Raw genomic sequence first — 12,302 nt, forward strand, 5'->3', positions numbered from 1 at the left:
AAGCCGAAGCCTACATCCTGACCAAGGAAGAAGGCGGTCGTCACACTCCGTTCTTCGCGAACTACCGTCCGCAGTTCTACTTCCGTACAACTGACGTGACCGGCACCGTGACCCTGGCCGAAGGCACCGAGATGGTCATGCCTGGCGACAACGTGTCGTTCGGCGTTGAGCTGATCGCGCCCATCGCGATGGAAAACGGTCTGCGCTTCGCGATCCGCGAAGGCGGCCGCACCGTCGGCGCCGGCGTTGTGTCGAAAATCATCGAGTAAGGCGCGCTTGTCGCGCCTGGTTGCGGCAGGCGATTTTCCAGAGGAAAATCTGCCAGGAGCAACTCGGTGAAAAACTAAAGAAGGCCGCTCCCTAAGGGGCGGCCTTTTTTGTGGCGAGCCCTTTGCTGGGAAAGTCATCGCCGAATATTAGGCGTTAGCGCATAGTACTCAATAATACGACCGGGTTCAGCAATTCCGTAGAAGGACTGAACAGTTGATTTCGTCTTACAAAATAGATGTAATTTCATAATCTATTACTTTTCACGATTTTTGTGGGGGATTTCCCACGCCTTTGTCAAAAAATGAAATGCAGGAACTAAGACATCCTACTGAGACTCCACGTTTTTACATAACCTTGTTTGTTTTGATTCCGTTTGGTTTCATAACGGCGCTGCTAACAGTCGCAACTTTTGGAACCATTCGTTTGCTTGTACCGATCATCCTTTTCTCGCTGTGGTTCAGCCTTAGGTTGGCTATCGCGCATTGGATGAACAATTTTGTCCAGGTTTCAGCGGCGTCTTTCCCTGAAGCCAACGATGCGATCAAAGAAGCGAAGGAGCTTTTTGGTTACAACCGAACGGTCGAGGCATATGTCCATGAGGATGGATCTTACAACGCATCAATCCTGTCGCTTCTCAACACCAAGATATTGCTTCTGAATTCCGAGCTTTTGAAGAACGAAAACACAAAGGACGAACTGCGTTTCATTGTCGGGCGATTTGTGGGCGCATTGGCAGCTAAACACTTTCGGTTTGGCTGGCTGCAGTTCTTCATTAACAGTGTGGAGAAGCTATTGATCTTCAATATTTTGCTTTTCCCCTACGAACGCGCAACCAAACTATCAGGTGACAGAATGGGATTGCGCATGATTGATGGCAACACCCGGGTTGCTGTGAGGTCCATGATGAAAATGGCTGTAGGCTCCGAGATTGCTGACCGTGTCAACATTCGCGCGTATGTCGCTCAGGGAAGAAAATACAATGGGAGTTTCTTTGGCTGGTTGGCTGGCGCATTTTCGTCTTTCCCACACCACTGCACACGTGTGTCGGAGCTTATCGTCTTCGCGAAACAAAAATACCCGAGCAGCGTTTCCGCTTCCCGTGGCCGGGCCCGCAAACGCCGTGTCAGCGGCGCACGAATGGTTACGTAGCGACTGACTTTGTGACCCGGGGACCATCCGGCGCAGGCCCGGTCAGCCGCCGCCAGACATACCGGCCACAAACTGCTGGATCAGGACAGCGCATCCTCAGCCGCAGCGCGAACGGCGCGGATGTTGTCTCCGTAGACCTGTGGGGTGGAAACCGATCCGCCCTTGAATACCGCCGACCCGGCGACCAGCACGTCCGCCCCTGCTGCTGCAACCAGCGGGGCGGTCTTTGGGTCGACGCCTCCGTCGATCTCGATATGCACTGGGCGGTCGCCGATCATCTGGCGCAGTTTGCGCACCTTACCGGTCATGTCGATGAATTTCTGACCACCGAAGCCCGGGTTTACGGTCATCACACAGACCAGATCGGTAAGGTCCAGCAGATGCTCGACCGCCTCGGCAGGGGTGCCAGGGTTCAGCGCGACACCGGCTTTCATTCCAGCGGCGCGGATCGCTTGTAAGGTGCGATGTGTATGTGGACCAGCCTCGACATGTGCAGTCAGAATGTCCGCTCCGGCATCGGCATACGCCTGGATGTAAGGATCAACCGGGGTGATCATCAGGTGCACATCCATCACGGTTTTCACGTGCGGGCGAAAGGCTTTAACCGCAGGTGGGCCAAAGGTCAGGTTCGGAACGAAATGGCCATCCATGACATCCACATGAACCCAATCTGCGCCTTGTGCCTCGATGGCCTGAATCTCTGCTCCGAAATTGGCGAAATCGGCGGACAGGATCGACGGAGCGATCTTGATGGTGCGGTCAAAGCTCATGATGGCCTCGTATCAGAAAAAGAGTCGCCGAAGCGTATACCTGCGGGGCAGGGGGATGGATAGCCCCTGCGACGGCTGGTCCGTTACAAAACTTTCACCACGCTGACACATATCCGTTGAATGGCATCTGTAGCTGACCGCCAACATCATTTGGGGGTGGCACGTGCTGCATATCAAGAAACTGACCAAACGCTTTGGCGACAACATTGCTGTGGACGCTGCGACGCTGGATGTGGACAAGCCTTGCATGATCGGGATCATCGGACGGTCTGGTGCAGGTAAGTCGACCCTGCTGCGGATGGTTAACCGGCTGACGGATTCCAGCGACGGTCAGATCCTGTTCGAAGGTCGTGACGTGACCCAACTGAAGGGGCGCGAAAAGCGGGCCTGGCAAGCTGACTGCGCCATGATCTTTCAGCAGTTCAACCTGGTGCCGCGCATGGATGTTGTCTCGAACGTCTTGCATGGCACGCTGAACCGCCATTCGACCCTGGCCACCATGTTCAACCTGTTCCCAATGGAAGACATCCATCGCGCAATTGATATTCTGGATCGTCTGGGAATCGCCGAACACGCGCCCAAACGCGCCGAAGCTTTGTCTGGTGGGCAGCAACAGCGCGTCGCTATCGCACGCGCCCTGATGCAGGACCCCAAGATCATTTTGGCGGACGAGCCCATCGCCTCGCTGGACCCAATGAACGCTCAGGTTGTGATGCAGGCTCTGCGGCGTATCCACGAAGAGGATGGCCGCACCGTCATCGCCAACCTGCACACGCTGGATACCGCACGCCGTTATTGTGATCGCGTGGTCGGAATGCGTGATGGACGCATCGTCTTTGACGGGCTGCCCGAACAACTGACGACCGGTGTTGCCCGCGAAATCTATGGTGCCGATGCCAGCTTCTCGGAAGAGGCGACATCGACCGAGATCGAAACTCTGGACGCCACCCAGAAGGCCCTGATGGAAGCGGAAGCGACCATCTGAGCCACCATCCCCCTTTCATCGCCCGGCCCGATGAAAGGCCGGGGCAATCAAACTGGAGAGAGACAGATGAAAAAACTGATTGCTGCCTTTGTGGCTACCACTGCGCTTGCCGCCCCGGCCATGGCACAGGACATCAGCGAATTCCGCATAGGCATTCTGGGTGGTGAGAACGCTCAGGATCGTCTGAACAACAACGAATGCCTGCGTGAATACACCGAAGAAACGCTGGGCGTTGAGACCAAATTGTTTGCGCCTGCCGATTATAACGGTGTGATCCAGGGTCTGCTGGGCGGCACCATCGACATGGCATGGTTGGGCGCGTCGGGGTACGCCAAAACTTACCTGAGCGATCCCGAGGCGGTTGAGCCGGTTCTGGTTAAGGTGAACGTCGACGGCGGTTACGGGTATTACTCGGTTGGTTTTGCCCGCAAGGACAGCGGCATCACCTCGTTGGAAGACATGAAAGGCAAGACCTTTGGCTTTGGTGATCCGAACTCGACCTCGGGCTACCTGATCCCGTCCATCGAAATCCCGCAGGCCACCGGTGCCACCATGGACTCAGGCGACTACTTTGGTGAAGTGAAGTTTACCGGAGGTCACGAGCAGACCATCGTCGCGGTCAACAATGGTGACGTTGATGGTGGCGTGACCTGGGCCGATGGTCTTGGCAACTGGGAAGACGGATACAACTCAGGCGCGCTGCGCCGTGCAGTTGATGCCGGTCTGGTCGACATGAACGACATGGTTGAAATCTGGAAATCCAAGCCGATCCCGGAAGGTCCGGTTGTTCTGCGTACAGCGCTGCCTGCGGATGTAAAAGAAAAGATGACAGCCCTGATGGCTGGCCTGCACGAGAAAGACCGTGATTGCTTCTACGGCGTTGCCGCAGGTGAGGCGAAAGCGTTCGAGCCGATCACACATGATGCCTACGAAGTCATCATCGAAGCACGCAAGCTGAAGTCCAACTAAGCCTGAATACCCAATGATCGGGGTCCGGCGAAAATCCGGGCCCCGTTTTTCCACCCAGGAGCATTCCATGACAGACCTGACCGCTGGGTCCCCGACCGTCGACCAGATCCGCGATGACTATACGGCGATGACGCGCCGCAAACGGGTCTATGGTGGTATCCTCCTGATCCTGTTCGTTGCCGTTATGGCCTCGGGCTTTCGTGTTGCTGACGACCGCAACGCTGGCAGTTTCCGCGATGGCTGGACGCGTATTTTCGACTACCCCGCTGAGGTTTTGGCCGAGGCGTGGGAAAAAATCGGCGCGCTGCCGGAAAACCTGGCCAAGTTTTTCCCCGCGCTGATAGAAACACTGAATATCGCGGCCGCTTCGACCTTGATCGGTGCGATTGCAGGTACGTTTCTGGCCCTGATGTCGACGCGCGGCATGGCACTTTGGCCCGCCTTGATCCCTTTGTTTCGCCGAATTGCAGATGTGTGCCGCGCCGTCCCCGAGATTGTGATCGCACTAGTTCTGATTTTCATTTTGGGCGGTAGTCCGGTTCCGGCGATGATTGCGATTGCCATTCACACAGCAGGTGCACTGGGCAAGCTGTTTTCCGAGGTCAACGAAAACGCCTCGCTCAAGCCGGTCGAGGGCCTGCATTCGGTGGGTGCGAACTGGTCGCAACGAATGTATCTGGGCGTGATCCCACAGGTCGGTCCCAACTATGTCAGCTATGCGTTGCTGCGGTTCGAAATCAATATTCGCGCCTCGGCCATCCTGGGTTTTGTTGGCGCTGGCGGTCTGGGTTATGAGCTGCGCAACGCCATGTCCTGGGGACAGGGGCGGTACGATGAGGCCGCAGCCATTTTCCTTCTGCTTTTTGCAACAATCGTCGTCGTGGACCAGCTGTCCGGTGTCCTGCGCGACCGTCTGACTCATGGGTCGGAAAAAGGAGCCTCGGTATGAGCACCTTCGCAACCAATCTGACCGTCGATGAGCTCAAAGCCGAAGCAGACCGTCTGTTCAGTCGCAAAAGACTGATGAATTTCGGGCTGCCCGCGCTGGTGCTTGTCTATCTGGTCTACGTCTTCTTTGCTTTTGACGTTCCGGGCCTTGCAGCGCGTGCGAATTGGGAAAACGGCAAGACGCTTGTGTCAGACAGCTATAGCTACAAGACGCATATCGAGCGTGACAACCGCACCGGCGAGGTTTCGGCCGCGATCGAGGGCGAACGCAAGGGCGCGTATCCTGAAGGTCAGGCCCCGGATTGGGTGACGCTGGGCGAGACAACCGTGATCGATCTGGAAGACGGCCACGTGGTGCGGTTCGGGCCGGAAACGATCGAATATGACATCCCCGGTTATGGAACTATTCGGGCAACACCCAGCCGCTCGGCTGGTGTACAGGCCGAGTTGCCTGCGGGTGACGTGCCAGAGTGGATCAATGTCTCCAAGAACCGCTTGGCAATCAAGACGGATGCGGGCCGTCTGACCGTCACACGCAATCGGTCGGAAGTGTTTCGCTATTTCACCGGGTGGGAGCTGTTCTGGTTCACGCTCGACAGCCCCTATTATGGCAAGTCGGTCCCCGAACTGGTCGGACGCGCTGCGTCGGGTGAGGCGGGTGCAATTTTTAATGACTTCTGGACCAACAAGATGTGGCGGCATCAGGATGTGGCCTGGGCGATATTCGAGACGATCCTGATGGCGTTTCTGGGCACGCTGGGCGCGGCCATGGTCGCGTTGCCACTGGCCTTCCTTGCGACGCGCAATTTCAATCCGATGAAATCCATCCGCTTTGCAACGCGTCGCGTGTTCGACTTTGTGCGCGGTGTGGATGCCTTGATCTGGACCGTGGTGCTGGCCCGCGCCTTTGGTCCCGGACCTTTGACAGGCGCGCTGGCCATACTGGTGACCGACACCGGGACCTTTGGCAAGATCTTCTCGGAAGCGTTGGAGAATGTGGACCAGAAGCAGATAGAGGGCGTTCAGTCCACAGGAGCAAATGCGCCGCAGAGATACCGATTTGGGGTCATTCCGCAAGTCACGCCCGTTTTGTTGAGCCAGCTATTGTATTTTCTGGAATCCAACACCCGCAGCGCGACGGTGATTGGCGCAATCACAGGTGGCGGTATTGGCCTTCTACTGACGCAGGCAATCATCACGCAAAAGGATTGGGAAGAGGTCGCCTACTACATCATCCTGATCATCCTGATGGTCATGTTGATGGACTGGTTCTCGGGTTGGTTGCGCAAACGGTTGATCCAGGGCGAAGCGGGTAAAAAACGCAAGCCGCGTGATGCTGCACGCAAGACATTCCTGTTGCCCTGAACAAAGATGGGGACATTCAATGGCACGACTGCGCGCTGATCAGCCGTATATTCATAATGATTGTCAGATCACCAACAGCAGCTTTGGCGCATATGTCGAGATTGGTGCTGGCAGCCGAGTGGCGAACTCGGTTTGGGGCGATTATTCCTATTGCGACCGGACCTGCGATATTGCCAATGCCGAAATTGGAAAGTTCGCAAATATAGCAAGCTTTACTCGTATCGGGGCGACAGATCATCCGATGGACAAGGCCTCGCTGCATCATTTTCACTATCGTTCCGCCGACTATTGGGACGATGCCGAAGATGATGCGGATTGGTTCGCTCATCGCGCCAGTCGCACTGCCCGGATCGGGCATGACACCTGGATCGGACACGCTGCGATTATCAAGCCCGAGGTCACGATCGGCAATGGTGCCGTGGTCGCCTCAGGTGCGGTGGTTACCAAAGACGTACCGCCCTATACAATCGTTGCAGGTGTCACGGCTCAGGTGTTGCGCAATAGGTTCCCCGAGGGCGTCGCGGACAGGATGGAACAACTTGCGTGGTGGGATTGGGAAAACGCCAAGCTTCGCACGGCTTTGCCTGATTTTCGCACGCTAAGTGCCGAAGCGTTTCTGGAAAAGTACGCGTAACCCTGTTCCTGCAGATCCAAAAACCGAAAACCCCCTGTGGGGGTCTATTCTTCGTTCAGGGTCAGTGTGACCCGCTCACCCGCGAAAACGGTTCGCCCATATTCAACGGGCTGGCCATCTGGGTCCGCGTTCACGCCAACCGAGAACAGAACCGGGGCCCCTTCGGACAGCTGGAGCTGTAAGGCTTGTGTCGCCGTTGCCCCGCGCGCTGTCAAACGGGTCGAGATGCGTGTGTAATCCGCGATGCCGCTAGCTTGCAGAGCTTTTGTGACCGATTGCGTTTCGGTCAGTGTCTGCAACAGGTTGGGAAAACGCGCGGCTGGAAAAACGCTTTGAAACACGGCCACAGGCTGTCCGTCCGCCAATGACAGGCCGTCATAGACATGCACCGGATCGCCTTTGTCCAAACCCAAGGCTTCCGCTTCGGCTTCATCTGCTGCGCGTGTGGTCAGCGCGAGGATTTTCTTGCCCGGCATCTTACCGCTGGCCGAGATGTTTTTGTGGTATCGCACCCTTTTGCCGATTGGATAATCCGTGGGGCGCGCCGCTACAAACACCCCTGCGCCGCGCCTGGCGTGGACCAGACCTTGTTCCGACATGTCTGCCAACGCGCGCCGCACAGTGTGGCGATTGACGCCATAAGTGGCGGCCAATTGTGCTTCGGTCGGCAGGCGATCTCCGGTTTGATAGCGCCCTTCGGCGATGTCCGAGGTCAGGCGCAGGGCGATGCTTTTCCAGATCGGCGTTTTGCTCATGTCATCAAATCTTCACACCATCACGGATTGCGACTCGGATACCTAAAGGGTAATATTTGTCTAGTTGTATAGTTCATGTAGACAACCCGGCCAAGAGGCTTTGATGACAAATCAGACAGAAATCGCGACGCAGGCGCGGAAGGAATGGATGGGTCTGCTGGCCCGTGCGCCGGACGATGCGTTGATGACGCTATGGGATGGCATTCAGGACCGCCCAAGCTTTGAGTGGCTGCGCAGCCCCGAAGTGGGTGGCGTCATGGTGAGAGGTCGCACCGGAGCTACCGGAGCGCCGTTCAATCTGGGTGAAATGACCGTCACGCGCTGTTCGGTCGTGCTGCAGGATGGCACGGTTGGTCACGGATATGTGCAGGGCAGATCCAAGCCTAAAGCCGAAGTCGCAGCGTTGATTGATGCTATGATGCAGACACCGGCGGCGGATGATCTGCAGGCCCGATTGCTCGACCCATTGCAGCAACAAATGCAAGCGGCCAAGACGACACGCGCCGCCAAGGCAGCTGCCACCAAGGTCGAGTTTTTCACGCTGGTCCGGGGGGAAGACTGATGGCCGCGCAAACACAGTTTTCCGGGGGCTTTCAAAACGCACCTGTCCAGGCCGCCCACGCGTTTCGTGCGGCCATGACCGTCATGGCGCGCCCGGGTGAAATCCGCACCCTCATGGGCACTGAACCCCCTGCGCCTTTGTCCATGGCAGCAGGCACGCTCTTGCTGACGCTGTGCGATCCCGAAACAAAGGTCTATTTGGCGGGTGATGCTGACACCGATGCGGTGTGCAAATGGCTGACCTTCCACACGGGCGCGCCGATTGTGTCTGCGGGCAACGCTGATTTCGCCGTTGGTACGTGGGGCGCACTAGGTCCCTTGAACGCCTATCGTATTGGCACGCCGGAATACCCGGACCGGTCTGCGACCCTAATTGTAGAATGCGACCAGCTTGAGCAAAGCGGTGCCATTCTGAGCGGCCCTGGGATCAAGGACACCGCGCGGTTGTCTCTGCCGGATGTTCCAGCGCTTCAATACAATGCGATGCTGTATCCGCTGGGGTGCGATTTCTTCTTTACCTGCGGTGACAAGATCGCGGCCCTGCCGCGCAGCACGCAGATCAGGACAGAGGGCTAAGCGATGTATGTAGCTGTCAAAGGGGGCGAAAAAGCCATCGAGAACGCCCATACGTGGCTGGCCGAAGAACGCCGGGGCGCGACTGATGTGGCGGAACTGAGCCTTGCGCAGATCCGCGAACAACTGAGCCTTGCCGTAAACCGGGTCATGGCTGAAGGGTCGTTGTTCGACCCCAACCTTGCGGCGCTGGCAATCAAGCAAGCGCGTGGTGATCTGATTGAGGCGATTTTCCTCATCCGCGCCTACCGCACGACATTGCCGCGCTTCGGTTATTCCAATCCCGTCGAAACGGTTGAGATGACGTGTGACCGCCGAATCTCGGCCACGTTCAAGGATGCGCCCGGCGGACAGGTTCTGGGGCCAACTTTCGACTACACGCACCGTTTGCTGGACTTCAAACTGGCTGCTGATGGTGAAGCCCCTAAGGCACCCGAAGGCACAGCACGTCAGGAGCCGACGCCCCATATCACCGAGTTCCTGAGAGGTGAGGACATCATTCAGGATGAACTCGCCAGCGATGACACCCCGGGCGACCTGACCCGCGAGCCGATGGAGTTTCCGTCAAACCGACCGCTGCGCTTGCAATCACTGACCCGTGGGGACGAGGGCTTTGTACTGGGCATGGCCTATTCCACCCAGCGCGGCTACGCCCGCAACCATGCGTTTGTCGGAGAGCTTCGGATCGGCAAGGTCGCGGTGGAAATGGAGATCCCCGAGCTGGGTTTCGCCATTGATATCGGTGAGGTTGAACTAACCGAATGTGAGACGGTCAACCAGTTCACGGGCTCGAAGACAGAACCACCACAGTTCACACGTGGCTATGGTCTTGTCTTTGGTCAGTCCGAACGAAAATCCATCGCGATGGCTTTGGTCGATCGCGCGCTGCGTTGGGAAGAACTGGGCGAAGACAATCTGGGTGCACCCGCGCAGGACGAAGAATTTGTCCTGAGCCATGCGGATAACATTCAGGCCACTGGCTTTCTCGAGCATATCAAACTGCCGCATTACGTCGACTTCCAGTCTGAGCTGGAGCTGGTCCGCAAACTGCGTCGCGAGGCTGAAGAACGCATTACGCCAAAGGAGGCCGCAGAATGAAGGCCGTCGTTTTTGATATCGGGAATGTGCTGATCCGATGGGATCCGCATCTGGCATGGTTGCACGAGATGGGCAGCCGCGAGGCCGTGGCAGAGTTCCTGACCCGCATCGATTTTCAGGATCGCAATCTGAGGGCGGATGGCGGCGAGAACTTCGCCGATCTGGCGTCAGAACTGGATGACGTCGAAGACCAACGGCGCCTGAGTGTGTATGTTGAGCGCTATGCCATGACCGTTCCGCAAAAGATCGAAGGAACCTGGCAGCTGCTCTATCGATTGAAAGAACAGGGCACGCAGGTTCACGCGATTACAAACTGGTCGGCGGAAACATGGCCGGTTGGTGTTGGCGCGCATCCCGAGTTGGGCGACGTCTTCGGCGTGACGGTAGTCTCTGGTCAGGAAAAGCTTTTGAAGCCGCAACCCGAGATTTTTCATCGCTTGTGTGAGCGGGCCGGGCTTGCGCCTGAAAACTGCATTTTCATCGACGACGGGCTGCACAACGTCGACGGCGCGCGCGCCGTTGGCATGGATGGCATCCACTTTACGACGCCTCAAGCGCTGGAAAGCGCGTTGATTGAAAGAGGTTTCCTATGAGCGAGTATAATTTCGCCTACCTGGACGAACAAACCAAACGGATGATCCGTCGGGCGATCCTGAAAGGTCTGGCTGTGCCTGGGTATCAGGTGCCCTTTGCCAGCCGCGAGATGCCGATGCCGTATGGCTGGGGGACGGGTGGCGTTCAGGTCTCGGCCGCGACGCTGACGCCCGAGGATACGTTCAAGGTGATCGACCAAGGCGCAGACGACACCACCAACGCAGTGTCGATCCGCAAGTTCTTTGAGAACACCGCTGGCGTCTCCACCACGGAGGAGACGGAAAAAGCCACTGTCATCCAGACCCGCCACCGCATCCCCGAGGCGAAACTGCGTGAAGACCAGATCATCGTCTATCAGGTGCCGATCCCGGAACCTCTGCGCTTTTTGGAGCCGCGCGAGACCGAGACGCGCAAAATGCACAGCCTTGAAGAATACGGGCTGATGCATGTCAAACTGTACGAGGACATCAGCCAGCACGGTGCGATCTCAACCGCTTATGCCTATCCGGTGAAAGTATCCGGGCGGTATGTGATGGATCCGTCTCCGATCCCGAAATTCGACAACCCAAAGCTTGAGATGGACGCGATCCAATTGTTTGGTGCAGGGCGGGAACAGCGCATCTATGCAGTGCCTCCGCATACCAAGGTCGTGAGCCTCGATTTCGAGGATTACCCGTTTGAGGCCACCAAAGCCAACCATCCCTGCGATCTGTGTGGGGCCGAGGACAGCTATCTGGACGAGGTTATCATGGATGATGCAGGCAACCGGATGTTTGTCTGTTCCGACACTGACTATTGTCGGTCGCGCCGCGAGGCAGGCCACGTGGGCCGACTGGCTGAGGAGAACGCGGCATGACCCCCCTGTTGCAAGTCAAGGGCATCGAAAAACGCTATGGCGCGCGGATCGGATGCACAGATGTGAACTTCGATCTCTACCCCGGAGAAGTGATGGGGATCGTCGGCGAAAGTGGGTCCGGCAAATCGACCTTGCTCAACTGTCTGGCCGGGCACCTGGAACCGGACGCTGGGCAGGTGATCTTTGATACCCGCGTGGACGGACCGGTAGACACAGTCACCATGTCCGAACCGGAACGCCGAATGCTCGGCCGCACTGACTGGGCCTTTGTGCATCAACACGCACGCGACGGGCTGCGGATGTCTGTCAGCGCGGGCGGCAATATTGGTGAGCGGCTGATGGCCGTCGGTGATCGGCACTATGGCGATATTCGGGACAAGGCTATCGACTGGCTTGGCCGCGTCGAGATTGAAGCAGCCCGTGTGGACGATCGCCCCAGCGCGTTTTCTGGCGGGATGCAGCAGCGTCTGCAGATCGCGCGCAATCTGGTGACGGGCCCTCGGCTGGTGTTCATGGATGAACCGACCGGTGGTCTGGACGTATCCGTTCAGGCGCGCTTGCTGGATTTGTTGCGTGGTCTGGTGCGTGAGATGGGGCTGAGCGCCATCATCGTGACGCATGATTTGGCCGTGGTGCGTCTGTTGGCGGACCGGCTGATGGTGATGAAAAGCGGTCATGTGGTCGAAGCTGGGTTGACCGACCAGGTGCTGGACGACCCTCAGCACGCCTATACGCAGCTGCTTGTGTCCAGCGTCCTTCAGGTTTGAGTGTTTGG

14 protein-coding genes and 1 pseudogene are annotated in these 12,302 nt (G+C 57.4%); 13 read left to right on the forward strand and 2 right to left on the reverse strand.

Going from position 1 to position 12,302, the window contains the following annotated elements; translation table 11 throughout:
* Both tuf and GOV89_RS20300 read left to right on the forward strand, forming a co-directional pair.
* Positions 1-269: pseudogene (gene tuf / locus GOV89_RS20295) on the forward strand (elongation factor Tu); the annotation flags it as partial.
* 307 nt (positions 270-576) lie between these two features.
* On the forward strand, positions 577-1,419 hold the full coding sequence (locus GOV89_RS20300) for a M48 family metallopeptidase (protein WP_171238918.1): 843 nt from the start codon (positions 577-579) through the stop codon (positions 1,417-1,419).
* A gap of 80 nt (positions 1,420-1,499) precedes the next feature.
* Here the strand turns inward: GOV89_RS20300 and rpe are convergent, their stop codons facing one another.
* Positions 1,500-2,189, reverse strand: a complete 690-nt coding sequence (rpe, locus tag GOV89_RS20305; RefSeq protein ID WP_171181564.1) for a ribulose-phosphate 3-epimerase — start codon at positions 2,187-2,189, stop codon at positions 1,500-1,502.
* 163 nt (positions 2,190-2,352) lie between these two features.
* Between rpe and phnC the strand changes: the two genes are divergently transcribed.
* From phnC to GOV89_RS20330, 5 genes are all read left to right on the forward strand, one after another.
* Positions 2,353-3,174, forward strand: coding sequence for a phosphonate ABC transporter ATP-binding protein (phnC, locus tag GOV89_RS20310; RefSeq protein ID WP_171238919.1), 822 nt, complete (start codon positions 2,353-2,355; stop codon positions 3,172-3,174).
* 66 nt (positions 3,175-3,240) lie between these two features.
* Positions 3,241-4,143 carry a phosphonate ABC transporter substrate-binding protein gene (phnD, locus tag GOV89_RS20315; protein ID WP_171238920.1) on the forward strand — a complete coding sequence of 301 codons (903 nt, stop codon included), beginning with the start codon at positions 3,241-3,243 and terminating at the stop codon, positions 4,141-4,143.
* A 67-nt stretch (positions 4,144-4,210) separates the two neighbouring features.
* Complete coding sequence (phnE, locus tag GOV89_RS20320) at positions 4,211-5,092, forward strand: phosphonate ABC transporter, permease protein PhnE (RefSeq protein WP_171238921.1); 882 nt, start codon at positions 4,211-4,213, stop codon at positions 5,090-5,092.
* Positions 5,089-6,456: a phosphonate ABC transporter, permease protein PhnE gene (phnE, locus tag GOV89_RS20325; protein WP_171235404.1), complete on the forward strand. Its 1,368-nt coding sequence runs from the start codon at positions 5,089-5,091 to the stop codon at positions 6,454-6,456. Before phnE (GOV89_RS20320) ends, phnE (GOV89_RS20325) begins: the two co-directional genes overlap by 4 nt.
* A 19-nt stretch (positions 6,457-6,475) precedes the next feature.
* The gene (locus tag GOV89_RS20330) at positions 6,476-7,090 is read left to right on the forward strand and encodes a chloramphenicol acetyltransferase (protein WP_171238922.1); all 615 of its coding nucleotides are present in this window, start codon (positions 6,476-6,478) and stop codon (positions 7,088-7,090) included.
* Between the two features lie 44 nt (positions 7,091-7,134).
* Here GOV89_RS20330 and phnF read toward each other — a convergent pair whose 3' ends face one another.
* Positions 7,135-7,845 carry a phosphonate metabolism transcriptional regulator PhnF gene (gene phnF / locus GOV89_RS20335; RefSeq protein ID WP_171238923.1) on the reverse strand — a complete coding sequence of 237 codons (711 nt, stop codon included), beginning with the start codon at positions 7,843-7,845 and terminating at the stop codon, positions 7,135-7,137.
* 103 nt (positions 7,846-7,948) lie between these two features.
* Here phnF and phnG point away from each other — a divergent pair, with 103 nt between their 5' ends.
* From phnG to phnK, 6 genes are read left to right on the forward strand one after another with little or no spacing between them, the layout of a single operon-like run.
* Positions 7,949-8,407, forward strand: a complete 459-nt coding sequence (gene phnG, locus GOV89_RS20340) for a phosphonate C-P lyase system protein PhnG (RefSeq protein ID WP_171238924.1) — start codon at positions 7,949-7,951, stop codon at positions 8,405-8,407.
* On the forward strand, positions 8,407-8,982 hold the full coding sequence (gene phnH / locus GOV89_RS20345; protein ID WP_171238925.1) for a phosphonate C-P lyase system protein PhnH: 576 nt from the start codon (positions 8,407-8,409) through the stop codon (positions 8,980-8,982). The genes phnG and phnH overlap by 1 nt, the downstream gene beginning before the upstream one ends.
* Positions 8,983-8,985: 3 nt before the next feature.
* The gene (locus tag GOV89_RS20350; RefSeq protein WP_171238926.1) at positions 8,986-10,077 is read left to right on the forward strand and encodes a carbon-phosphorus lyase complex subunit PhnI; all 1,092 of its coding nucleotides are present in this window, start codon (positions 8,986-8,988) and stop codon (positions 10,075-10,077) included.
* Positions 10,074-10,670, forward strand: a complete 597-nt coding sequence (locus GOV89_RS20355; protein ID WP_171238927.1) for an HAD family phosphatase — start codon at positions 10,074-10,076, stop codon at positions 10,668-10,670. The genes GOV89_RS20350 and GOV89_RS20355 overlap by 4 nt, the downstream gene beginning before the upstream one ends.
* A complete protein-coding gene (locus GOV89_RS20360; RefSeq protein WP_171238928.1) occupies positions 10,667-11,527 on the forward strand; it encodes an alpha-D-ribose 1-methylphosphonate 5-phosphate C-P-lyase PhnJ in 861 nt (286 codons plus the stop codon). Before GOV89_RS20355 ends, GOV89_RS20360 begins: the two co-directional genes overlap by 4 nt.
* Complete coding sequence (phnK, locus tag GOV89_RS20365) at positions 11,524-12,294, forward strand: phosphonate C-P lyase system protein PhnK (RefSeq protein ID WP_171181538.1); 771 nt, start codon at positions 11,524-11,526, stop codon at positions 12,292-12,294. The genes GOV89_RS20360 and phnK overlap by 4 nt, the downstream gene beginning before the upstream one ends.
* Positions 12,295-12,302: the final 8 nt, after the last annotated feature.

Origin of the sequence: Ruegeria sp. HKCCA5763, assembly GCF_013034545.1 — a bacterium.
GTDB lineage: Bacteria > Pseudomonadota > Alphaproteobacteria > Rhodobacterales > Rhodobacteraceae > Ruegeria.